This is a genomic window from Streptomyces sp. A01, from assembly GCF_059026195.1.
The window spans coordinates 24125-48026 of sequence record NZ_JBWLKN010000042.1 but is presented as its reverse complement, the minus strand read 5'-3'; the positions used below and the strand labels follow the sequence as shown (position 1 = coordinate 48026).

Annotated in this window: 14 protein-coding genes; 9 read left to right on the top strand and 5 right to left on the bottom strand. The window is 71.7% G+C overall.

Going from position 1 to position 23902, the window contains the following annotated elements:
- Positions 1-130: 130 nt before the first annotated feature.
- Together AC5P1B_RS33395 and AC5P1B_RS33390 are read right to left on the bottom strand one after the other, a co-directional pair.
- Positions 131-2200 carry a DUF5691 domain-containing protein gene (locus AC5P1B_RS33395; protein WP_493891764.1) on the bottom strand — a complete coding sequence of 690 codons (2070 nt, stop codon included), beginning with the start codon at positions 2198-2200 and terminating at the stop codon, positions 131-133.
- Positions 2197-3804: an SWIM zinc finger family protein gene (locus AC5P1B_RS33390; RefSeq protein ID WP_493891763.1), complete on the bottom strand. Its 1608-nt coding sequence runs from the start codon at positions 3802-3804 to the stop codon at positions 2197-2199. The genes AC5P1B_RS33395 and AC5P1B_RS33390 overlap by 4 nt, the downstream gene beginning before the upstream one ends.
- Before the next feature lie 141 nt (positions 3805-3945).
- On the opposite strand from AC5P1B_RS33390, the gene AC5P1B_RS33385 reads away from it, so the two are divergent.
- The 7 genes from AC5P1B_RS33385 (at position 3946) to sucD (ending at position 15025) form a co-directional block, all read left to right on the top strand.
- A complete protein-coding gene (locus AC5P1B_RS33385; protein ID WP_493891762.1) occupies positions 3946-5196 on the top strand; it encodes an ATP-binding protein in 1251 nt (416 codons plus the stop codon).
- Positions 5193-8045, top strand: coding sequence for a DUF5682 family protein (locus AC5P1B_RS33380; protein ID WP_493891761.1), 2853 nt, complete (start codon positions 5193-5195; stop codon positions 8043-8045). The genes AC5P1B_RS33385 and AC5P1B_RS33380 overlap by 4 nt, the downstream gene beginning before the upstream one ends.
- A 65-nt stretch (positions 8046-8110) precedes the next feature.
- Positions 8111-9487, top strand: a complete 1377-nt coding sequence (locus tag AC5P1B_RS33375; protein ID WP_493891760.1) for a vWA domain-containing protein — start codon at positions 8111-8113, stop codon at positions 9485-9487.
- Positions 9488-10247: 760 nt separating this feature from the next.
- A complete protein-coding gene (locus AC5P1B_RS33370) occupies positions 10248-10808 on the top strand; it encodes a hypothetical protein (RefSeq protein WP_493891759.1) in 561 nt (186 codons plus the stop codon).
- A 96-nt stretch (positions 10809-10904) separates the two neighbouring features.
- Complete coding sequence (locus tag AC5P1B_RS33365; RefSeq protein WP_493891758.1) at positions 10905-12629, top strand: hypothetical protein; 1725 nt, start codon at positions 10905-10907, stop codon at positions 12627-12629.
- A gap of 317 nt (positions 12630-12946) precedes the next feature.
- Positions 12947-14119, top strand: coding sequence for an ADP-forming succinate--CoA ligase subunit beta (sucC, locus tag AC5P1B_RS33360; protein ID WP_493891757.1), 1173 nt, complete (start codon positions 12947-12949; stop codon positions 14117-14119).
- A gap of 21 nt (positions 14120-14140) precedes the next feature.
- The gene (gene sucD, locus AC5P1B_RS33355; RefSeq protein ID WP_493891756.1) at positions 14141-15025 is read left to right on the top strand and encodes a succinate--CoA ligase subunit alpha; all 885 of its coding nucleotides are present in this window, start codon (positions 14141-14143) and stop codon (positions 15023-15025) included.
- Positions 15026-15290: 265 nt separating this feature from the next.
- On the opposite strand, the gene AC5P1B_RS33350 is transcribed toward sucD, so the two are convergent.
- Entirely contained in the window at positions 15291-17042 is a 1752-nt protein-coding gene (locus tag AC5P1B_RS33350) for a SigE family RNA polymerase sigma factor (RefSeq protein WP_493891755.1), read from the bottom strand.
- 659 nt (positions 17043-17701) lie between these two features.
- On the opposite strand from AC5P1B_RS33350, the gene AC5P1B_RS33345 reads away from it, so the two are divergent.
- Positions 17702-20311: a cell division protein PerM gene (locus AC5P1B_RS33345; protein ID WP_493891766.1), complete on the top strand. Its 2610-nt coding sequence runs from the start codon at positions 17702-17704 to the stop codon at positions 20309-20311.
- A gap of 234 nt (positions 20312-20545) precedes the next feature.
- On the opposite strand, the gene AC5P1B_RS33340 is transcribed toward AC5P1B_RS33345, so the two are convergent.
- Complete coding sequence (locus AC5P1B_RS33340) at positions 20546-21457, bottom strand: sigma-70 family RNA polymerase sigma factor (RefSeq protein WP_493891754.1); 912 nt, start codon at positions 21455-21457, stop codon at positions 20546-20548.
- Between the two features lie 104 nt (positions 21458-21561).
- Here AC5P1B_RS33340 and AC5P1B_RS33335 point away from each other — a divergent pair, with 104 nt between their 5' ends.
- A complete protein-coding gene (locus AC5P1B_RS33335; protein ID WP_493891753.1) occupies positions 21562-22329 on the top strand; it encodes an SDR family oxidoreductase in 768 nt (255 codons plus the stop codon).
- Positions 22330-22496: 167 nt separating this feature from the next.
- Here the strand turns inward: AC5P1B_RS33335 and AC5P1B_RS33330 are convergent, their stop codons facing one another.
- Positions 22497-23576, bottom strand: a complete 1080-nt coding sequence (locus AC5P1B_RS33330) for a hypothetical protein (protein ID WP_493891752.1) — start codon at positions 23574-23576, stop codon at positions 22497-22499.
- Positions 23577-23902 lie beyond the last annotated feature (326 nt).

Below are 23902 nucleotides of genomic sequence, written 5' to 3'. Positions count from 1 at the left end.
GGTGGGGCACGAGGGCCTTTCGGTCGGTGTAGACGTCGCAATCCACACCGAACCCGGAAGGCCCTCACCTGTTCAAGCTCCCTCAGCCGAGACCTGGCTCACCTGTCCACAACCTCCCCGGACAGAACAGCTAGGGGGCGGTGGGCGAGCCCGCCGCCGTACCGGGAGAGGTCGCTCCGGCCAGCTCCGCCTGCATGGCCGCCCGCAGCCGCAGGGTGCCCACGAGCCGCCGGAACGCCTCCGACCAGTAGCCGACGGCGCCCGGCGAGCCGTCCTCCGGCTCGTCCGATATCGCGGTCAGTACCTCCAGCCGGTCCGCCTGTGCCGGGTCCAGGCAACGCTCGGCCAGCCCCATGACGCCGCTGAAACTCCATGGATAGCTACCGGCGTCCCGGGCGATATCGAGCGCGTCCACAACGGCTCGGCCCAGGGGCTCGGCCCAAGGCACCGTGCACACGCCGAGCAGGCGAAACGCGTCGGACAGGCCATGAGCGGCGATGAACTCCGCCACCCACAGAGCGCGTTCCTCCGCAGGCAGCACCGTGAGCAGCTTGGCCGGGTCCCGCCAGGAAGGGCCGTCGATCCCCGCGACGCCGGAACTGGCGGGCCCGCCGAGCGCCGCCCGCACGGCGGGAGTGCTGGCAGTGGTGGGCACAGGGCTGGCAGCCGCAGGGCCACCAGTCGCGGCGCCGGGGGCGGCAGCGCCAGCGGCCGGGGCTGGAGCGCGGGACGGAGCGCTGTGCGGCTGCGGCGCACTCCGCGCCCACGTCGACGGTGCCGGCGTTGGTGTCGGTGACGGTGACGGTGTCGGTGATCCGAGCGTGCTGGATGAGGTGGTGGACGCGGGGGCGCTCAGCAGGGCCCGCGCCCATGCCGCGTCGCGCTGCCGCACGGCTGCGCGGCTCCAGGCGGCGTGCAGTTCCGTCTGCCAGCCGTCGGCGACGGGGAGCGCCAGGATCTCCGCCGCCGTGCGTCCACCGAACTGTTCCGTCCAGGAACCAAGGGGCGTCGCCTCCACCAATTGGCCGAGCCACCAGGCACGTTCGCCACGCCCAGAGGGCGGTTTGGGTACGACGCCGTCCCGCTGCATCGCGCTGTCGCAGGCACGCGGCGGCGCTACGGTCACACGCGGCTCGTGGGCCGTCGTTCGGCTCGCGTCTCCGCTCGCGCCATCGCCCGCAGGCGGTCCGTCGGCCGGGCTTTCGAGCGCTACGCAGGCCAGGGAGCGGGCGGCCATCCGCGCGGCGAGGGCCGAGTGGGGAAGCGCGGAGAGCAGTTCGGCCGCTGTGGAACGGACGTTGCGGCTGCGGTCCGACAGCGTCTGTTCGATGAAGGGCTCGTCGGCGGACGACAGCCCCTCGCGCAGCGAGTCCAGGAACATCAGCCGGTCCTCGGCCCGTTCCGTGGACCAGGTGCTGGCCAGCAGAGAGAGTGCGGCGGCCGGGTCCCGGCGCCGTACGGAGGCGAGCAGCGCGACCCGCTCGGCGAACAGACCCTCTTCCCAGCGGCGTTGCACGGCGCTGGGGAAGGGCGCGGGATCGGCCTCGTCTGCGGACGCCGTCGTCGTGCTGTCCGCCGTGGCGCTGAGCAGCGCCGCGTCCGAAGCCTCGGTCCCGGGGACGGCGCGTAGGGCGAACTTCCAGTCCGGGTTGAGGCGGGCGAGCCACAGCGCGCGGGGGCCCGCCAGGGTGAGCGCTGCCGGGCGCAGGTCCGTACGCGCCCGGGCCGCGTCGAGGAGCGTGGGGAGCAGGGCTGCGGGGGCGCGGTAGCCGTGCTCGTTGGCGGCGGCGAGCCACTGGGGCAGCAGCTCCGTGAGGTCCGGCGCGGTGCGCGGGCCGCCTGCGCCGGGGCTCGCGCGGTCGGCGAGCAGCATGGCCAACCGGCGGCGGGCGGCGGGCGGCAGCGCGGGGCGGGTGTCCTCGGGCGCGGGCGCGGGACGGGGTCGCGCTGCGGCGGGACGCAGCCCCGCGCGGCGCCGCACCGTGCTGAGTGCGGCGGCGTCGAGCAGGGCTGTTGCAGCGTCCTGGTCACGGCGCGCGGTGACCGGCGGGGTGCGCCGGTCGGTGCCGAGCAGCGCCGCCGCGAGCAGGTCGTTCCAGCTGGCGGGGTCCGCGCGGGCGGTGGCGTCGGCGCGGTCCACGGCGCGCGCCACGGTGTCGTGCGTGGGGTGGCTCGCGGTCTGCTCGGTGGCCTGGTTCACGGCGTGCCTCCGTAGGTCGTGGGGCGGCGGCCGTCCGATGAGAGCGCCACGGGCGACTCGTCCCAGGTGGTCAGCGGGATGAAGCCGCGGTGTCCGCATTCACCGAAGACGGTGACGGGAGCGCCGCCCGATAGTGAAGCGAGCTGCCACAGATCTGTCGGGCAGCGCGGATCGACCGGGAGGGCCTGGCCGGACTCGGCGTCGGCCAACTGCCAGCCTCCGGCGTCGGTTTCCGGGGAGTAGTCGCTGCCCCCGGCGGCTGGCTGTGCCGTATGGCTGACGGCGGCGGAAGAGGCGGTCTCCGGGACCGGGACGACCCGGGAGAGGATGACGGGCCAGGTATCGAGCCAGGGGTCGTCCCGTAGAGCCTCGCCATAGGCGGCGAGAGCGGCCGAGACACTCATGCCGGGGAGGGGCGTCAGCGGCAGGGTGGGCGCCGGGGGGAGGGCAGCGGCGTCTGCTGTGGCGACCGCACTGTTCGACATGCCGTAGCGGGTGCCGAGTGCGGCGCGCAGGGGGCGGGCGGACGGGTAGTAGGCGAGGTCGGCGTCGAGCACGAGACCGACGGGGAAGGCGAGGTCGGGAGCCCGGCCGGCGGCTCCGAAGGACAGCAGGAGGGCCATTCGGCCCGTTCGTTCACCGCGCAGCCAGACGCGGCGCGTGAGCAGCTTGCCGTCATCGCTGTCCTGCTGGGCCAGCACGAGCCAGCGGTCCCGGACGGGCGGGGCCGACGCCAGCAGTCCGGCTGTGTCCGTGGCCAGGCCGACACGGGTGCGTGCTGTGGCCGCCAAGGGAGCCGGCAGGCCGGCGGCGCGCAGGAAGCCCTGGTTGAGGAGGTGCAGCAGGGCGCACTCCTCCAGCAGTCGGGACGGCCAGTCGGCGCCTGAGGACGCGATGGCGCCCAACTCCCTGACCCGGGCGGCGAGGCCGGGGGCCTGCGCGTCGACCATGCGGGCGGCCGTCTCGTCCCACTGCGCGTATCCGTCACGGTCGGCAGTGGCCAGGCCGTCACGCAGCAGGTCCGCGAGGCGCTGCTCCAGTTCTGTGGCGCCTGCGGCGATGCGCCGCTCGCGCTGCTCGGCACGGTCCGTGCGACGGCGGGCCGCGGCGGACACCTCCGCTGAGTCCCGCGCGCCGGGGACAGCCGGCCCACCGGACTCGTCAGATCCGCCGGACCCACCGGGTCCGCCGGGACCGCGTCCGCTACCGGTCCCGGCTGCGGAAGAAGCTGCTGCGGCTGCGGCAGCCGCCTTGCGCTCGGCGCGCTCCCGCCGGTCATCCAGCCACCGCTCGGCCCACGGCGGCGGCTCGCTGTCTCCCCCGGCGTCATCCGCGGACCAGAGCAGGAGCAGCCCCAGCGCGTGTTTGCACGGGAACTTCCGGCTCGGGCAGCCGCAGTGATAAGCCGGGCCGGAGGTGTCCACGACCGTCTGGTACGGCTTGCCGCCGCTGCCCGCACACAGCCCCCAAACAGCTTGGTCATGGACGCCCGTGCCCGACCACGGCGCCGGTGTGGCGAGCTTGCCGCCCGCCTTGCGTGATGCGGCGTCAGGAGCGAGGGCAAGCACCTGCTCCGCCGTCCAGCGTTCCCCCTGCGGATTCATGCTCACGAAGCTACGCTTCACCTCTGACAATCGTTCTGACCTGCGGAGTTGGGCGGCCGAGGGGGATTGTCAGAGGTGTGGTGCATGGTGGATGACGTGCCCCGGCTGAGGCAGCCGGATGGTGCGTGAGGAGGGGGATCTGTGACCGTTTCGGGAACCGCGAACGAGGCCGGGGACGCCATGATGAGGATGTCGGAGAGCGGCAGCGCGAAGGTGCCGGAGAGCAGTGCCGCGCAGGTGGCGGGGGACGGCATCGGGGGTTCGGCCGCCGGTGCGGTGGCGGTGGGCGCGGCGGGGGCCGCAGCTGATCCGGAGGCGGTGCTGCGGCCGCATGCCGAGGACACGTTCGCCGACGAGCTGAAGGCGCTCGCGGCAGCCGATGACCGGCCCCGGCCCACGCGTTGGCGGCTGTCGCCGTGGGCGGTGGCGACGTATCTGCTGGGCGGGACGCTGCCCGACGGCACCGTGATCACTCCCAAGTACGTGGGGCCGCGCCGCATCGTCGAGGTCGCCGTCACGACGCTGGCGACCGATCGGGCGCTGCTGCTGCTCGGCGTGCCGGGGACCGCCAAGACATGGGTGTCCGAGCACTTGGCGGCGGCGGTGAGCGGCAACTCGACACTGCTGGTGCAGGGCACGGCGGGGACGCCGGAGGAAGCCATCCGGTACGGGTGGAACTACGCCCAGTTGCTGGCTCACGGGCCCAGCCGGGACGCCCTGGTGCCCAGCCCGGTGATGCGCGCCATGGCGGAGGGCATGACCGCGCGGGTGGAAGAGCTGACCCGCATCCCCGCCGACGTACAGGACACGCTGATCACGGTCCTGTCCGAGAAGACCCTGCCCATCCCCGAGCTGGGGGAGGAGACGCAGGCGGTGCGCGGATTCAACCTGATCGCGACGGCGAACGACCGGGACCGGGGCGTCAACGAGCTGTCCAGCGCGCTGCGTCGCCGGTTCAACACCGTCGTGCTGCCGCTCCCGGCGACGCCGGAAGCCGAGGTGGACATCGTCACGCGGCGGGTCGACCAGCTCGGCAAGTCGCTCGATCTGCCCGCCGTCCCCGAGGGCGTGGAAGAGATCCGGCGCGTGGTCACCGTCTTCCGGGAGCTGCGGGAAGGAATCACCGGAGACGGCCGTACGAAGATCAAGTCCCCGTCGGGCACGCTCTCGACGGCGGAGGCCATCTCCGTGGTGACAGGCGGCCTCGCGCTCGCCGCCCACTTCGGTGACGGCGTGCTGCGCGCGGGCGACGTCGCCGCGGGCATCCTGGGCGCGGTCGTCCGCGACGCGGCGGCCGACCGTGTCATCTGGCAGGAATATCTGGAAGCGGTCGTCCGCGAGCGCGACGGGTGGAAGGACTTCTACCGCGCCTGCCGGGAGGTGAGCTCATGACCCAGGCCCCGGATGCGCCCGCTGCCGCCGTCACGGCGGGCCCGCTGCTGCTCGGCGTGCGGCATCACGGCCCCGGCTCGGCGCGTGCCGTGCGGGCCGCGCTCGAACACTGCGCGCCGAAGGCCGTGCTGATCGAGGGGCCACCGGAGGCGGACGCGGTGGTGGGGCTCGCCGCCGAGGAGGGCATGCGGCCGCCGGTCGCACTGCTCGCCCACGTGGTGAACGAGCCGGGGCGGGCCGCCTTCTGGCCGCTCGCCGAGTTCTCGCCGGAGTGGGTGGCGATCCGGTGGGCCCTCGGGCGCGGCGTTCCGGTGCGCTTCATCGACCTTCCGGCGGCGCACTCGCTGGCACTCGCCGCGGCGGAGGAGGAAGCGAACGGGGACGCGGACGCGGACGCGGACGCGGGATCAGAGGGGGACGCTGAGCCGGAGGGGGACGGCGCGGAGCCCGGGGCAGGAGATGGGCGGGCAGCCGGGAAGACGAGCGCCGCGGGAGTGCGCGTCGATCCGCTCGCCGTGCTCGCTGAGGCGGCGGGCCACGACGACCCCGAGCGCTGGTGGGAGGACGTGGTCGAACACCGCAGCGCTCAGACCGTCGCGGCACTGTCCCGCACGCCAGGGGCGGGCGCAGACGGGGAAACGGCGGCGGAGCGGGCTGCGCCGCAGGACGCGGGACAGGCGGCGGCACGCGACGCGGAACGAGCGGGCGCGCTCGCCCCGTTCGTCGCGCTCAGCGACGCCATGGGCGCGCTGCGAGCCGAGTACGGGCACGGTGGGCATGACCACGACGCCGCCCGCGAGGCGCACATGAGACTCCGGCTGCGGGAAGCGCGGCGGGAGTTCGGGGACCAGGTGGCCGTGGTCTGCGGCGCCTGGCACGTGCCCGCGCTGGCGGCACGGACGACCGTGACCGCCGACCGCAAGCTCCTCCAGGGGCTGCCCAAGGCCAAGGTGGAGCTGAGCTGGGTGCCCTGGACCCACCGGCGGTTGTCCCGGCTGGGCGACCCGGGGAAGCCGGGAGGAGGCTACGGTGCCGGTGTCGCCTCACCCGGCTGGTACAGCCACCTGTTCCGGTCTCCGGACCGGCCCATCGAGCGCTGGATGGCCAAGGTCGCCGGGCTGTTCCGCGACGAGGACTACCCGGTATCGACCGCGCACGTCATTGAGGCGGTCCGGCTCGCAGAGACCCTTGCGGCCATGCGCGGCCGCCCGCTCGCCGGGCTCACCGAGACCACGGACGCCATCCGGTCCGTGATGTGCGACGGCTCCGATGTGCCGCTCGTCCTCGTACAGGACCGGCTGATCGTCGGGGATGAGCTCGGTGAAGTGCCCGACTCGGCGCCCGCGACGCCCCTCCAGCGCGATCTGGCCAGGCTGCAGAAGACGCTGCGCCTCAAGGCAGCGGCCGCTGACCGCGAGCTGGACCTGGATCTGCGCAAGGACACCGACGCGGAACGCAGCCGGCTACTCCACCGGCTGCGACTGCTCGGCATCGACTGGGGCGTCCCGTCATCCCCCGCGCGCGCCAGCACCGGCACGTTCCGCGAGACGTGGCGGCTGCGCTGGGAGCCCGAGTTGTCGGTACGCCTCGCCGAAGCCGGGGTGTGGGGTACGACCGTGCTGTCGGCCGCCACAGCGAAGGCCGAGTCACGTGCCGTGGCGGCGAAGGCGCTTGCCGAGGTGACCGAGCTGGCCGAGCAGTGCCTGCTCGCCGGGCTTCCCGACGCCCTGCCCGTGGTCATGCGAGTCCTCGCGGACCGCGCCGCGCTCGACGCCGATGTCGGTCACCTCGCGCAGGCGCTGCCCGCGTTGGTGCGGTCCGTGCGGTACGGGGACGTACGCGGCACGGACGCCGCAGCACTCGGCGAGGTCGCCGCGGGTCTCGCCGAACGTGTCTGTGTCGGGCTGCCGCCCGCCTGCGTCGGTCTGGACGCGGACGGCGCTGCCGAGATGTGGGGACACCTGGATGCCGCACACCAGGCGATCGGGCTCTTGGCGGAGACCCGGGAGCACCCCGTGGACGGCGGCGTGGACGCTGGCGTGGACGGCGGTGCCGCTGACAGCATCCCCGGTGCCGGTGCCGGTGCCGGTGCCGGTGCGGGTAGCGGAGACGGTGGCCGCGGTGGCGGGGGAAGTGACGGTCGCGGCGGCGGTGTCGGCGGTGCGGAGGCCGGTGGGGGCCACGCTGCCGTCTCCCGGGGCGGGGGGAGCGCGCGTGAGGGCGGTGGTCTCCGGGCTCGCTGGTCGGCCGTGTTGCGGGTGCTGGCCGTGCGGGACGGCACGCCCGGGCTGATACGTGGCCGGGCGGCCCGGTTGCTGCTGGATGACGGGAGGCTGGCGGAGGGAGAAGCCGCCCGGCTCATGGGGCTCGCCCTGTCCCCAGGCACCGAACCCACGGCGGCGGCCGCCTGGATCGAGGGGTTCATAGGGGGCGGCGCGGGCGGCGGAATGCTCCTTGTCCACGATGAGCGGCTGCTCGCTCTCATCGACGGCTGGCTGAGCGGCGTAGCACCAGGCGCGTTCACCGATGTGCTGCCGCTGCTGCGCCGTACGTTCTCGGCGTACGAAGCGGGGGTGCGGCGGACGCTGGGGGAGCTCGTGCGGCGCGGGCCGGTCGACGGCCGCGCCCGTGCGGGCGCCACCTCGGCAGCGGCTTCGGCGCCGGGCTTCGGCCCGGGATGGGACCTGGAGCGCTCATCGGCCGTCCTGCCGACGTTGCGAGCACTGCTCGGCATCCCGCCCGACGAGCGGAAGGACGGCGGTGTCCGTGAGCGTGGTGTCTGTGAGGGAGACAGTCGGCCTCTCGGACGGCCTCTCGGACAGGGCGCGATGCAGGAGATGGGGGTGTGAGCGGGGCGACGAAGGTGACGCGGGTGGGGCGAGCGCAGCAGGCGCAGTGGGTGAAGGGGGCCAGCGTGAGTGGTGCGGAGCTGGGCGTGGAAAGCGCGGGGCGTGCGGGGCAGAGCGCGGAAGGGGCTGACGTGGGCGAGGGACACATGGTGGGGGAAGCCTTCGGCGCACCATCGGGGACGCTCGATGACCGGAAGGATCTGGAAGTCCTGGGTGACCCGGGTGCCGAGGGTGCCGAGACAGCTGCCGAGGCGGCTGCGGCTGAACGGCTGCGGCGGTGGCGGCTGGTGCTCGGTGGAGAAGGAGGCGATGGCACCGGGTACGCACTGGGCGGCACCGACGCGGCGATGGACCGCACGCTGGAGGCGCTGTACGGCGGTGGGGACGGCGAAGGCCGCCGCGGGGGCGGCGCGGGTCGCAGCAGGACCGGCCGGCAAGGCCAGCGGTCCGGTGGCCTCGGCAACTCCGCCCCGCGCGTCGCACGCTGGCTCGGCGACATCCGTATGTACTTCCCCAGCTCCGTCGTCCAGGTCATGCAGCGCGACGCGATCGACCGGCTCGGCCTGTCCGCGCTGCTGCTTGAGCCGGAGATGCTCGAAGCCGTCGAAGCCGATGTGCATCTCGTAGGGACGCTGCTTTCCCTGAACGAGGCGATGCCGGAGACCACCAAGACCACCGCACGGGCGGTGGTCCGCAAGGTGGTCGAAGACCTGGAGAAGCGGCTGGCGACGCGTACGCGTGCCACGCTCACCGGCGCACTCGACCGCTCAGCGCGCGTCAGCCGCCCCCGCTATCGGGACATCGACTGGGACCGCACCATCCGTGCGAATCTCAAGAACTACGTGGCCGATTACCGCACCGTGGTCCCGGAGCGGCTTGTGGGTTACGGGCGCGCCGCGCAAGGCGTGAAGAAGGACGTCATTCTCTGCATCGACCAGTCCGGTTCGATGGCCGCGTCAGTCGTCTACGCCTCGGTGTTCGGAGCGGTGCTGGCCTCGATGCGTTCGCTCGCCACGCGCCTGGTCGTCTTCGACACCTCCGTCGTGGATCTCACGGACCAGCTCGATGACCCGGTGGACGTGCTGTTCGGCACACAGCTCGGCGGCGGCACTGACATCAACCGCGCCCTTGCCTACTGCCAGTCGCAGATCACCCGCCCCGCCGACACCGTCGTCGTGCTGATCAGCGACCTGTATGAGGGCGGCATACGCGAGGAGATGCTGGGGCGCGTCGCGGCGATGAAGGCATCCGGCGTGCAGTTCGTGACGCTGCTCGCGCTGTCCGACGAGGGGGCGCCCTCGTACGACAGGGAGCACGCGGCGGCGCTCGCGGCGCTCGATTCGCCCGCCTTCGCGTGCACTCCTGACCTTTTTCCCGAAGTGATGGCGGCCGCGATAGAAAAGCGTCAACTGCCAATACCGGACAAGGAGGTGCATCAGTAACTTCGGTTACTCAGGGCTTGCGCGGCACCCCGCCCGGCATGCAAGGATCACCCCCATCGCCGAGACGTGAATCTGTCCGTCCGTTTGGGAAGGCCCCCTCCTCTTGTCTGTCGCGTTCACCTTGCCTGCCGCCGTGCGCTTGCCGCGCACCGTGGTCGCACGGCGTGCGCTGCTGGCAGCGGTGTTCCTCGGGGGATTCCTGGCGCTCACGTTCGTTCTCGGCGGTAGCGCCCACGCATCCCAGGTCCACGCGTCCGAAGGGGCCCCGAGTGCGACGCGGGTCGCCCCGTCCGACGGCGCAGCCGATTCCGCCCAGCGTCCGGTCTCCGCCAAGGCCCCGCTGTCGGCTGCGCCGTCGGTGCCCGCCGATGAAGCGCCCTCCGGCCAGGCGTCGGCAGCTGTGCCGGCGCCTGCGTCACCGTCTCCGTCATCATCCGTGTCTCCGTCATCATCCGCGCCGATGCCCGCCCCAATGTCCGCGTCGGGCTCAGGCGAGGTCACTTCCGCAGACCCCGCCGTTGCGGGCGATAACGCCGGCAGTGACACGGGCGGCAGGACTGACGCCGCCCATGGCGTGGGTTCGGTGGATGACGCCGGTTCGCCCAACGCTGGAGACGCGGCCGCTGCGGCCGACGCGGTGGGCGACGCCAAGCCTGTGGGGGCGGCTGAGCGCGTGGGGACGGCCGTACGTACTGGTGGGACGCGTACTGGCGGGACGGCTGTACGTACCGGCGGGACGGCTGTGCGTACCGGCGACCGCGTGGTGCGTCCCGTCGTGGAACGGGCTGGGCTGGCAGCCGAACCGGTCATCTCCCTTGTCCGGGACGGCGCACGCCAGCTGCCCGTACACCTGCCGGCGGATGTCCTGCCCGGTGGCTTCGGAGACGTGCCGGTCGGTGACCGTACGTCTGGTGACGCATCGGCTGGTGACCGTACGGACGAGACCTCGGGCATCGGCGGCGCCCCCACAGGGACGGGACCGGACGCGCGTGGCACGGCGGCGGAGCGCCTGGGCTTCGCCGACCGGTCCGACAGTCCGGCTGTGAAGGCCCCCTGGGCCACGGCCGATGAGGCGCGGGAAACGCACACGGGCGCGTCGCGTCACGATCAGCGCGGGCCGGTGCGAACGCCGTTCCCGCAGGCGCCCGCTGGGCCGGTCTCCCAGTACGCGGGAGACAACGCCACTCCCCGCTCCGGTGACACCCACGCAGTTCTCCCGTCAGGCGCGGCGCGCTCCGGTCTCGTGCCCGGCGCGGTGCGCGCCGGGAGCCACGCGCCGACGCGTGAGCGGTTCAACGAAGTCCTCGAATTCCCCGGCTAGGGCAGACCTTCCCCCGTCTGTTGTGACCTGCCGCGCGGGGGCGGGACAGGTCTGCCCGTTCGCCAATCGCCTGAATTCGAAGGACGTTTCCTCACCATGCGTAAGAACATCCGCCGTTCCCTTCTCGTTGCCGCTGCCGCCTCCGGCATGTGGGCCCTCGGCACGGCCGCCGCCAGCGCGTCCGAGCTGCCTGACGTACCGGCCGCCGACTCCGCGACCAGCACGGTCAGCGGCGTCACCAAGACGGCCGGGGACACGCTGCCGACCGGCAAGGTGGCGGACGTCAACAAGACGACTGACACGGTCACCGACACGGCGACGGACACGGTGAACGGCGCCACCGGTGCCGCCGACGTGACCGACGTGGCTGACACCACTGACGTGCCCAAGGTGACGGATGTGGCGAAGCTGCCGGGTGCGCGTGACGTGACCGGCACCGTGGACGGCCTGGGCGGCGTCGATGACGTGCGCGAGGCCGGGGACGTCAGCGACGTCACGCGCAACGCTCAGAAGCAGGTCAAGCACGCCAAGCCCGGCAAGGTCGTCGATGGCGTGCGGAAGGACGTACGCAAGGGTCTGCGTGACGCCACCGACCTCGACCTGCCGACGGGCGAGGTGCCCGGAGTCGTACCCACGCTTCCGGCCGACGGTGTCGTACCGGCCGTGGCCGGGCAGCTGCCCACTCAGCTGCCGACCGACCTCCCGGACGCGCCGCAGCTGCCCGCCGCTCCCGGCTCGGCCAATGACCTGCTCGGCGCCATCTCCACCGCCGGTGTCCGCCCGGAGCAGCTGACCACCGCGGCCCGGGGAGCCGTCGGCACTGCTCAGCCGACCGTTGACGAGGCTGCTGACGCCGTCCTGCCTCCCGTCGTGCACCGCACCGTCACCAAGGTGCTTCCCGTCGCCGAGCGCGCGGTCGGCGACGTGGGCGTGCTGGCGGACCACGCGGCCGGGCAGGTCGCCCCGTTCGGCACCGCCACGGCCGGCAAGGCGGAGGGCTTCGCCAAGGACACGGCCGGTGGCGCGCAGGTCTTCGCCACCGGCACGGCCGGTGGCGCTCAGGACCTGGCAGAGGGCGTGACCGCCGATGCCGCTCCGCTCGCGCGAGGTCTCGTCACGACTGCCACCGCCGACGCGCAGGTCGTCGTCGACGGCCTCGTCACGGGTGCCGACGATCTGGCCCCGGCCGCGACCGGCCTCACCTCGACCGTCCCCGCCGACGTGCCCGCCCCGACCGTTCCGGCTGACGTGACCTCGGTGGTTCCGGCTGATGTGCCTGCCCCTGCCGTCCCGGCTGACCTGGGTTCGGCTGTTCCGGCCGACGTGGCTTCTGTGGTTCCCGCCGATGTGACCTCGGTGGTTCCCGCCGGTCTGCCCGCCCCGACCGTTCCGGCTGACGTGACCTCGGTGGTCCCCGCCGATCTGCCCACCCCGGCTGTTCCGGCTGACCTGGGCTCGGCTGTTCCGGCCGTTCCGGCTGGTCTGACCGACCTGACCAACCCGGCGAACATCCCGGCGCTGCCGCTACTCTCCGGTGTGCCGTCCCTCCCGGCCACGCCGTCGGTCCCGGCTGTCCCGGCGGTTCCCGCCGGGACAGCCGTCCCGTCCGTGCCGTCGGTGCCTTCCGTCCCGTCCGTGCCGTCCGCTCCGACTCTTCCGGCTGTTTCCGCTGTGCCGGTTGTTTCGTCCGTCCCGGCCGTTTCGTCCGTCCCGGCGGCTGTCTGGACGGTGGCCAACGTCACCTCTGTGCCTTTCGTCCCGGCTGTCCCTGGCGTGGCGACGCTGCCCGCCGTTGATGGTTTCGACGGTGTGAACGTCTGACACCTGGCATCAGAAGGCAGTAGGGCGAATCGGCGCCCGCATCCGCTGACCGGGTGGTCCTCATGTGTGTGAGGGCTACCCGGTCGTCGCGATCTGTGACTGTTATCACCGCCCAAGTGTGATCTGCGATTTAGGGCGGCCAGGCATGCGGCGATAACCTGCCCAGCGGACATGCCGCGTACCCGGCTGACGCGTACAACCTCGTAGCGATCTTGGTGACCGCGTCGTCACGCTGCCCTTCGCGGCACGCCCGCGCAGACAAGAACCGCGATCACTCAGACCGCCGGTGTATTTGAGAAGCAAAGGGACGGACGCGCGTGGACCTGTTCGAGTATCAGGCGAGGGACCTCTTCGCCAAGCACGGTGTACCGGTGCTGGCCGGTGAAGTCATCGACACGCCTGAGGCGGCGCGCGAGGTGACCGAACGCCTCGGCGGCCGCGCGGTCGTCAAGGCGCAGGTGAAGGTCGGCGGCCGCGGCAAGGCCGGTGGCGTGAAGCTGGCGGCGGACCCGGCTGACGCGGTCGAGAAGGCCAATCAGATTCTGGGTATGGACATCAAGGGCCACACCGTCCACCGGGTGATGCTGGCCGAGACCGCGGACATCGCGGAGGAGTACTACGTCTCCTTCCTGCTCGACCGCACCAACCGCACCTTCCTGGCCATGGCCTCGGTCGAGGGCGGCGTGGAGATCGAGGTCGTCGCGGAGCAGAACCCCGACGCGCTCGCCAAGATCCCGGTCGACGCCATTGAGGGCGTCACCGACGAGAAGGCGCGCGAGATCGTCGCCGCGGCGAAGTTCCCGGCCGAGATCGCGGACCAGGTCGTCAACGTCCTCAAGACGCTGTGGACCGTCTTCATCAACGAGGACGCGCTCCTCGTCGAGGTGAACCCGCTGGTCAAGACCGGCGACGGCAAGGTCATCGCGCTGGACGGCAAGGTGTCGCTGGACGCCAACGCCGAGTTCCGCCAGCCCGGTCACGCCGAGCTTGAGGACAAGGCGGCGGCCAACCCACTGGAGGCCGCGGCCAAGGCCAAGGGCCTCAACTACGTCAAGCTCGACGGCGAGGTCGGCATCATCGGCAACGGCGCGGGTCTCGTCATGAGCACCCTGGACGTCGTCGCGTACGCCGGTGAGAACCACGGCAACGTGAAGCCCGCCAACTTCCTCGACATCGGCGGCGGCGCGTCCGCCGAGGTGATGGCGAACGGCCTGGAGATCATCCTTGGCGACCCGGACGTGAAGTCCGTGTTCGTCAACGTCTTCGGCGGAATCACGGCGTGTGACGCGGTGGCCAACGGCATTGTGCAGGCCCTGGAGCTGCTGAAGACCAAGGGCGAGGCCGTCACCAAGCCGCTGGTCGTGCGTCTTGACGGCAACAACGCGGAGCTGGGTCGCAAGATCCTGAACGACGCGAACCACCCGCTCGTGCAGCAGGTGGACACCATGGACGGTGCCGCTGAGCGCGCCGCCGAACTGGCAGCGAAGTAAGGGACGAGGGCACCAGTAACTATGGCTATCTTCCTCACCAAGGACAGCAAGGTCATCGTCCAGGGGATGACCGGCTCCGAAGGCCAGAAGCACACCAAGCGGATGCTTGCCTCGGGCACGAACATCGTCGGCGGCGTGAACCCGCGCAAGGCGGGCACCACCGTTGACTTCGACGGTACGGAGATTCCGGTCTTCGGCGGCGTCAAGGAGGCCATCGAGGCCACCGGCGCCGACGTGACGGTCATCTTCGTCCCGGAGAAGTTCACCAAGTCCGCGGTCATCGAGGCGATCGACGCCGAGATTCCGCTGGCCGTCGTGATCACCGAGGGCATTGCGGTCCACGACTCCGCCAACTTCTGGGCGTACGCGGGCAGCAAGGGCAACAAGACGCGCATCATCGGCCCGAACTGCCCGGGTCTGATCACCCCCGGTCAGTCGAACGCGGGCATCATCCCGGCCGACATCACCAAGCCGGGCCGCATCGGTCTCGTGTCGAAGTCCGGCACACTGACCTACCAGATGATGTACGAGCTGCGCGACATCGGCTTCTCGTCCTGCGTCGGCATCGGTGGTGACCCGATCATCGGCACCACGCACATCGACGCGCTCGCCGCGTTCGAGGCCGACCCCGACACCGACCTGATCGTCATGATCGGCGAGATCGGTGGCGACGCCGAGGAGCGGGCCGCGGACTTCATCAAGGCCAACGTCACCAAGCCGGTCGTCGGCTACGTGGCGGGCTTCACCGCGCCCGAGGGCAAGACCATGGGCCACGCGGGTGCCATCGTCTCCGGTTCCTCCGGCACGGCGCAGGCGAAGAAGGAGGCCCTTGAGGCCGCGGGCGTGAAGGTCGGCAAGACGCCGTCCGAGACCGCTCGCCTGGCGCGCGCCGCACTCGCCGGCTGAGTCCTCGATCGCGCACCACGGTCCAGAGCCGACGCCTTCGGGCCGCGGCCGGTGACCTTCAGGGCGTGGGCCCGCACCCTTCGGGGTGCGGGCCCACGCCTTTTCTTCTTCTGCGGCGTTTCTTTGTTTCCGTTTCCTTCTCCGGCCGTGCCTGTCCTTGCCGCGTCCGCCCCGGCTGAGTCGTCCGCTGGACTGTCAGCTGGGCCGTGGGCCGTCTGCTGCTGTAGCGGCTTCTCCGCGTCGGCCGTCTCTGCCCAGGCGCTGGTCACCAGATGGGCGGCGTACTCGGCGGGGACGGGACGGACGGGGCGGTCGGGATGGAGGAGGGGGGTGAGGTGGGGAGAGTGGGTGACGCGGGGGGATCGAATGAGGTGGGTGGGGTGTCAGGCGGGAACGAGGTGGGCGGGGTGACGGGTGGGAACGAGGTCGGCGGGGTGACAGGGGTCGCAGGGGTGAGGGAGCTGGGCGGGGCGGTCGGCGTCACGTTCTGGTCGGCCTCGGTCCCCTCGGCGCCGCTGCGCGCGTCGGGCTGCCGCGCACTGGGCTCCTCCGCTCCCGGGCGCGGCTCGGCCGGGGCCGTCACCGGGGGTCGGCTGGGCTCGGTGGCCGGGACCTGCTGGTCGGATGAGAACACCAGGCTGATGGTGGTCGAAGCGGCGATCAGCGCGGTGAGGCCGATGGCTGCTCGGACCACGCGCTGCGTCGTGCGTTCGCTCCCGGTTCGTACGAGTTCTGCCGCACGGGTACGAACCGGCTGAGCCACGGCCAGCGCACCGAGGCGCTGATGAAGGACCTCGCCGAGTCGGTCCGGCGGTACCTTCCGTAGCGATGGGAGCATCTGTACAAGCGCCTCGCGGGCGTGCGTGAGCCGGTTGGCGGTGGCCGGTGTGCTCGCCTCCACCTCGGCGGCGGTCTCCGGCAGGTCGAGGCCGACACCGTCGTAGAGCAGCAGGGTGCGCCGGTACGAACGGGGGAGCCTCAGCAGCGCCGCGAGCAGCAACGGGTCACGGGGCACTGCGGCGGCCGGGGTGACGGCCCGGGCCGCGTCGGTGGCGGTGGGCGTGGCCTTCGTACGGATACCGCGACGGGAGCCGTCGGAACCGGTCGTTTCGGACTCGCCGACTTCTCCGTTCTTCGCAGTGGTTGCGGTCGTTGCGGTCGTTGCGGTCGTTCCAGTGGTTGCAGTGGTTGCAGGAGTTGCGACCACTCCAGCCGTTCCGGCTTCGCCGGTTTTTCGCGACCTGCCGACTGCCTTGGCTGCTGTGGCTTCCTTGGTTTCTCCGGATTCCCTGGCTTTCCCGGGTCCCTTGGGCTCTCCGGGGCCTTTGGATTCCTTGGGCTCCTTGGGTTCCTTGGGCTTTCTCAGCCACCTGGTCTTCTTCGAGTCGGCGGTCGGCGCCTCGTCGGCTTCGCCGGAGCGAGGCGCCGCCCCTGTTATCGCGGAACCGGGGCTCGCGGCGGGCGAGGGTCTGGTGGCGCCGGTAGTACCGGTGCCATCTGTGCTGCTTACGGTGGTAGCGGGAGTCGATTTCCTGCGGCCTCTTAGGCTTTTAGGGCTATTGCGGTCTCTGAATCTTTTGAGGCCGACTCGCAGTTGGTGCCACGGCGACAGCGCGTACTCGTGCGTCGCCGCCCTTACCCAGCCCGCCGGGTCATGGTCCACGGCGACCTCTGGCCAGTGCTGCCAGGCCAGCTGGAACGCGTACTCGACAGCTTCCTCCGCGAGCCGCACGCAGCCGGTGAGCAGGTACGCCTGGCGTACGAGGGCGGGGGCATGCCGCGCGTACAGCGCGTCGAACGCCGCCGCGGGCTCGCGCCTCGCGGACGTCGCGTCGAGGCTGATCCCACGCCCCCCGTTGGCTCCGTGCTCCGTACGGGCACTCTTCGCCAGGTCGGCACGGCGCGTCGGTCTTATGCCGCGCTTCGGGCCGGTGCCGGGTTTCCTGCCGGTGCCGCGTGCCAGCGCGCTCTCGCGTCGCTGGTCGGTCTTGCGCTGCGGGATGGCTTTGCGGCGCACGCCCAGACGGCCTCTGCGTTGCGAGGCGGGTTTTGCGGTTTCGGCAGGTTCGGCGGTTTCGGCGGGTCTGGCGGGTCTGGCGGGTCTGGTGGGTTCGGTCTTGGGCGAATTGGCGGTGTTTCTCGGGGTCGTCGTGTTCGTGGGGGTGATGGCGTTCCGCCGGGTGGCCGTGCCCGGGGTGGTGCCGCCCGCTGCTGAGACGCCGCGATCCAGCTCGGGCCCTGTGGATATCGCCTGATCCCGGCTGGCATCGGAACTCGGGACGGAGCCGAGTTCAGGGCAGGGGCTGAGGCCGGCATCGGTCTCGGCGGCGCGTGGGCTGGGGCGACGGAGGGACGGAGAAAGGGCCGCCTTCTTGCCCCTGCCGTTCCTCGCCTTGGCCGCCGCTGGCTCCCTGGCCGGCTCATCCTCGGCCTGGTCGCGGTTGTGGCGCCAGTTTCGTTTCCGCTGGGGGACGGACGCGCTCGGCAACTCCTCAGCCTCGCTGGCCTTGCCCCGCTTCATGTCTGCCGCTCCGCGCCAGGTGCTTCTGCACTGTTCGGCGTCGTACGGTCACGCTCTATGAAAACACGCATACGAATATATTCGGCGACACGGCGACTATTCGCCTGCTACATGGACGAAACGGGTGTTCTTGGCAGCATGGCCGCGTGACCCAAATGACCGATCGCACCCCGTCGTTGTCTTCGCGGGGCCGGGCCTCGGCTCAGCGCTCGCCCGCCGCAGGGCAGGCACTCCTGGGCGGTGTGGTGGCCGCAGGGCTTGGGCTCGGCACGCTCGCTGTCGTCGTACTGCTGCTGTGGATCACCTCGCCGTTTCCGGACAGCGGGCCTGGCAGTGCCCTGCGTATGGCCGCTGACCTGTGGCTTCTCGCCCACGGTGCGGATCTCATCCGCACCGAGACGCTGACCGGCCACGCAGTGCCTGTGGGCGTCACGCCGCTGCTGCTCGCCCTGTTGCCGTGCTGGCTGCTGTACCGGGCCGGACGGCACGCGGTCGAGGAGTCGGACATGCATCGGCGAGAGCTGGAACAGGCCTGGGCCGAGCGGTGGGAGGCGCGGAGCAACCGACCGCGACACCGGGAGCCGGAATTTGGGGAGCCAGGATTCGGCCGGTCGGTGCCCGGGGAGCCGGAACGCGCGGACCCCGATCACTCGGATCACTCCGATCGCGCTCTCCGCTCGAATGATCCTGGTTACTCCGAGCACTTTGACGATCCCGGTTACTCCGGTTACTCCGGTTACTCCAGTCACGCCGGTTACTCCGGACACTCCGATGGCTCGCGGCACGCGGATGACGCTTCGCACTCGTCGCACTCGTCGTCTTCGCCGCCTGCGCAGTTTTCGGAGGATGAGGAGGATGAGGAGTCGAGAGACGACCCCTGGGGGGATGAAGGTGAGGGTGGGAAGCCCTGGGTGGACACTGCGCGGCTCACGCCGCACGCGGCCGTCGGACTGGTGGCCGGTGGATACCTCCTGGTCAGTGCGGTCGCCATGCTCTACGCCAGCTCCGGCCCGCTGCCCGCCGACCCCCTCAGCGTTCTGCTGCGGCTGCCGGTCTTCGTCGTCGCCGCTGTCACGGCTGGAGTGTGGGCGGCGAGCGACCAGCCGCACTGGCCGTTGCCCCACCTCGCGCGCCAGGCGCTGAAACGTCTCCCCGGATTTGTACGGACCACCTTCGCGCGGCCTCGCTACTTCGCCGCGCTGGGCGTCGCCGCACGAGCCACGGCGACGCTGCTCGCCGGAGGCGCACTGCTCACGCTCATCGCGCTGGCCGCGCACGCCGGAGCCGTGCAGGACTCGTTTCCGCAGCTCACGAACGTGTGGTCAGGGCGGTTCGCGGTCTTTCTGCTCAACCTCGCCTTGTTGCCGAACGCGGTGGTGTGGGCTTCGGCGTACGCGCTCGGCCCCGGCTTCACCGTAGGTGCGGGCAGCGCGGTGGGGCCGCTCGCGGTGAGCGGCTACCCGTTGTTGCCGCACTTCCCGCTGTTCGCCGCGCTGCCGGCGGAAGGCCCCGGCGGGCCGCTCACATGGGTGGTGGCGGGGGTGGTGCCCGTCACTGCGGGAATCGTGGTGGCGCGCAGCGTCGCGACCGCCTGCGGAGCCGAGGTGCCCGGAGGCAAGTCGTCCAATGATGAGTCCTCCGAGAACAGGCTGTCCGGGCAGCAGCCGTGTGGAGACGGGCCAGCCGGAGAGGGGACCGGCGCAGACCAGACTGGCGCAGACCCTGCCGGCGCAGACCAAACCAGCGGAGACCAAACCAGCGGAGACCAGACCGGCGGGGGCAGGGGATCGGGGCCAGGCGGTCTCATTGGGCGTGCCATCAGCGAACGCGACACCAAGGAACGCGGCACTAACGGACTCGTCGCCGGGAGGCACGGTGGGCGCAGGCGTGAAGACGGCACGCTGGTGTGGGGCCGATGCCAGACCGCGCTGACGGTGCTGCTCGCCGGGGTCGGTTGTGGAGCGGCGATGACATTTCTCGCCTGGGCGGCGGGTGGACCGTTGGGTACGGGCGCGCTCGCGGACTTCGGGCCCGACCCCAGGTGGGTGGGGCTGGCCGCGCTCTGCTGGACCACATCGCTCGGCGTCCCCGGAGCGCTGGCGCTGCGTTGGTGGCGGACTCGCGCGTACGCGTCGAGGCAGCGGGCGGAGCGACGAACGCGACTGCGGCCCCAGTCGCGGCCAGGGGCCCAGTCCCCGGCGCGCGGGCGCAAGGGCTCGGCAGCTCAGGCCGAGCCGACTCCCGCTCAGACTCCCGCTCCGGCTGCCACTGTCGCTGCCACGGCTGCTGGTGCTCCTGCGTCGGCTCCTCTCTCGGAAGCGGCCACCCCCTCCACACCAGTCGGGACCTCCACACCAGCCGCACCAGCCGAGCTCTCCCCATCGATCCCGTCGACCGCCTCGGACCCATCAGCCCTGCCGACCACCTCGTCCCCACCGGCCACCCCAACCACCTCGGTCACATCAGCTGTGCCGCGCTGGCGGCGGCTGGGACGTGGCGTGCGTGGGCCGGACCGCTGGTATCACGCGCTGTCACCGTCGAAGGGTGGCTGGCGAAAGCCACGTCCCGGGGCGGAGCAGCCCGACGAGGCCGCCGGTACCGACTCATGGCACGCGACGGGGGCGCGGGAGGCGCGCTGGGCCGCGCTGAAGGAGTCCTCTGGCGGCCTGATGCCCGACTTCGAGCCGTCCCCGCCGCCGCACGAGACGTATGAGTTGTACGACCCGTACGAGACCCGAGAGCCGCATGGGAAACGTGAACCGTAGGGGCCGCATGGTCCCTGACGTCCGCTCAGCAGTGCTTCAGCGGAGGGAAGGGCGGCAGCCGATGTGCGGCTGCCGCCCTCCCTGCCCGGCTGGGCCCGCGAGCCCGTCGGCCGACCCCGGCTTCGCGGGGTCGGCGCGCCAGGCGTGTCGCCACCATGCCGGCCGTATGTGTCACGGGGTCACAGCGCTGGGCGCAGGAGCCGGAACCTCACAGCGCTGGGCGGCGGAGTGCTGTCAGTCGTCGAGAACGGCGAGGTCGAGTTGGCTGAGGCGATCCGGCTCCGCGATCACGTCGATCTCGGTGATCAGGCCATCGGTGACCGTGAAGCCGAGCACCAGGAACAGCCGTCCGCGAGGGGCCATCGCGAGTCCGACCGCGCCGTTCATCAGTATCGGGCCCGTGGACAGGGCCCGGCCTGTGGCGGCCATCGCACCCTTGGCCACCGAGTGGGCACCGCGGACGACCAGGGGTTCGGGGGTGGGGCCGACCGCGCGGTCGGCGCGTAGCACCACATCCGGATGGAGCAGCGTGACCAGCGCGTCGAAGTCCCCACCGCGGGTGGCGGCCAGGAAGGCGTCGACGACTCGGCGCATGGGCGTCCCCCCGGCCGAAGGCTGGGGGAGGGCCGGGTCGGCGGCGGGCACCGCCGTGCCTCCCTTGACCCGGCGGCGGGCGCGGCTCGCGAGCTGTCTGGCCGCGGTCGGGGAACGCTCGATCATCGGGCCGATCTCATCGAAGGGCACGGCGAACATATCGTGCAGCACGAAGGCGAGGCGCTCGGCGGGTGTCAGCCTGTCCAGGACCACCAGCAGCGCCAGCCCGACCGAGTCGGCGAGCAACGCTTCCTGCTCGGGGTCATGCCCGTCCTCATGGCCGAGGGCCGGGTCGGGTACGTATATGTCGAGGGGCTCCTCACGCCGTGACGCACGCGTGCGCAGCATGTTCAGGCACACCCGTGACACGACCGTGGTCAGCCACCCAGTGATGTTCTCCACGCCGCTGGTGTCGGCGCGGCTGAGCCGCAGCCACGTCTCCTGGACGGCGTCCTCGGCCTCGCTGACCGAGCCGAGCATCCGGTAGGCCACCGCTCGCAGGTGGGTCCGGTTCTCCTCAAAACGCTCGATGAGCCGTGCGTGTTCGTCCATCGGTCACATTCCTCGCTCGCGGGGTGTCAGAGAAGCAGACCTTGAAAACCTACTGATCCGGCTGATGGATGAACGCCCAGTCCGGACCAGACATTGGAGAAGTCATGACGTCATCAATCCTGGTCACCGGCGGCACGGGCACGCTGGGACGCCACGTCACCCCGCTCCTGCGGGATGCCGGCTGCGACCTGCGGGTGCTCAGTCGGCACAGCCGGGAATCCGGGGTGGACGGCATCGAGTACGTGACCGGTGACCTGCTCAAGGACGACGGGATCGAGGCCGCGGTGGACGGGGCCGACACCGTTTTGCACCTCGCGGGCGCCGCCAAGGGCGATGAGGAGGCGACCCGGAATCTGGTGCGGGCCGCGTCGCGAACCGGCGGGGTGCGACACCTGGTGTACATCTCCGTCATCGCGGCGGACCGGCTTCCGGTGGGCTACTTCAAGTCCAAGCTGGGTGCGGAGCGGGTCGTCGCCGACTCGGGCCTGCCCTGGACGACGCTGCGTGCCGCCCAGTTCCATGAGTTCGTCCTGAACGTGGTGCAGACGATGGCGAAGCTGCCGGTGATGCCCATGCCGCGCGGGTTCCGGTTCCAGCCGGTCGATTCCCGCGACGTGGCCACCCGGCTCGTGGATCTGACGCTCGACAAGCCGGCCGGTCTCGTGCCCGACCTGGCCGGGCCGCAGGTGTACGAGCTGGCCGAGCTGAGCCGCGGATACCTGCAAGCACGCGGCAAGCGCCGGTTGATGATGCCGGTCCCGATGCCGGGAAAGGTCGGCCGCGCGTACCGGGCGGGCGAGAACCTGTCACTTGAGGGAACGACCGTGGGGAAGCGGACCTGGGAGGACTTCCTGGCTGAGCGGGTCCGTTAGCCGCTCGCCGCTCCTCGCCGCTCCTCGCCGTTGATCACCGCGGGTCGCGGCCCGGTCCCGCTGGTCGCCGCCGGTGGTCACAGCTGACCACTCGACGGCGACCGCGACCTCATCCGCGACCTTGACCGCGACCGCGCCCTCGTCCGCGACGAGTCGGCTCTGCGGGCCTAGTCGTCCACGCTCAGGAACGGGCGAAGGCGCTCCGGAAGGAGATCTTCGCACTGCTGGTGCGAGGACTTGGTGAGTGCGTCATCCGTGCACTCGTAGTAGTCGCTGTAGACGAGTTGGAACGTGTACGTCGCGATGACGATGGCGAGGGCGATGCCGCCGGTGACCACACCGCTGATGGCCGCCGTCGAGTGCTGCTTCGAGCCGTTGCCGTTCTTCGGGGCGGGCAGCGGCGCGGTGGCGGCGTCAGGCGCGGGCGGCGGGGCGTCCAGGGGCGGGGTTTTGGGCTTCTCCGGCTGGCGCGTCTTGCCGCGCAGCGCGCTGATGCCCCAGTAGAGGGCCAGCGCGCCCAGCAGCAGGGCGATCTGCGGCAGGCTGAACAGGGCGAAGAAGAAGGCCCACATGCCGGAGAGCAGGGCATAGCGGGCACGCCGCTGGAACGGGTCCGTGGGGTCCCAGCGCATGCCGCCGCGCCCGTTCCCCTTTTGGCCGCGCTGGCCGTTTTCGCCCTGGTTGCCGTTCTGGCCGTTCGGTCCGTTCTGGCGGGTGCCCGGGCTCGCGCCGAAGCCGCCGCTGCCCCGGCTGGGCTGACGGCTGCTCCATTGGCTGCCCCAGGCCGGGGGCTGCTGGCCGCCGTCACCCTGCCCGTCGCCCTGGCCCTCGCCGCCTTCACCCTGGCCTTGGTTCTGGCCGTGCGGCTGTCCTTGGGGCTGGCCTGGAGGCTGGTTCTCAGGCTGGCCGGTGGTCGGCGAACCGTAACCCGGCCCGGCGCCCGTACCCGTGGGGCTCTGGCCGCCGGCCGGTCCCCAGCGGGTCCAGCTGTCGCGGCTGCGGCCACCGCTCTGGCGGGGGCCCTGGTCGCCTCCGCCCTGGCCGCTGCCGGTCCCGCCGGAACCGGCACCGCCGGCACCGCCATCGGCTGGGCCGTTGTCCGCCGGCCGTTGCCCCGACTGCCATGACTGCTCGGGCGGGCCCTCGGGCGGCGGCGGGAACGGGCGGCTGTCCTGGTCTCCACCGCTGGGCGAGGAGGACGAGGACGGCGGTCGCTGGTCGCGCAGCAGCGGCGTCGGGCGCGACATGCTGACGCGCCTCATCGCGACCCCCCAGTGAAAGTGGAGGGCAGTGGGAAGCGGTGAGCCGTGCGGCGGCGTCGGTCCGGCATGTGGAGTATGTCTTCCCCTTGTGTCGGCGTCCCGCACGTCGGGCCTGGTCCGGCTGTTGCCGACCGGCCTGGGCGCGGGCGGGACTGTGGTTCCCACGTCGTCAACGAATCCGGCGTTCGATCAGTTCGTTCTCCGGCCCCCTGGTTACCCCGGTCGCCCGGCGCTGTCCGGGCTCCCCGGTGGATTCTCCGGTTTCCCGGCGGATTCGCAGTCCAGACGCTACCTCCCGCGCGCGCCCCCGT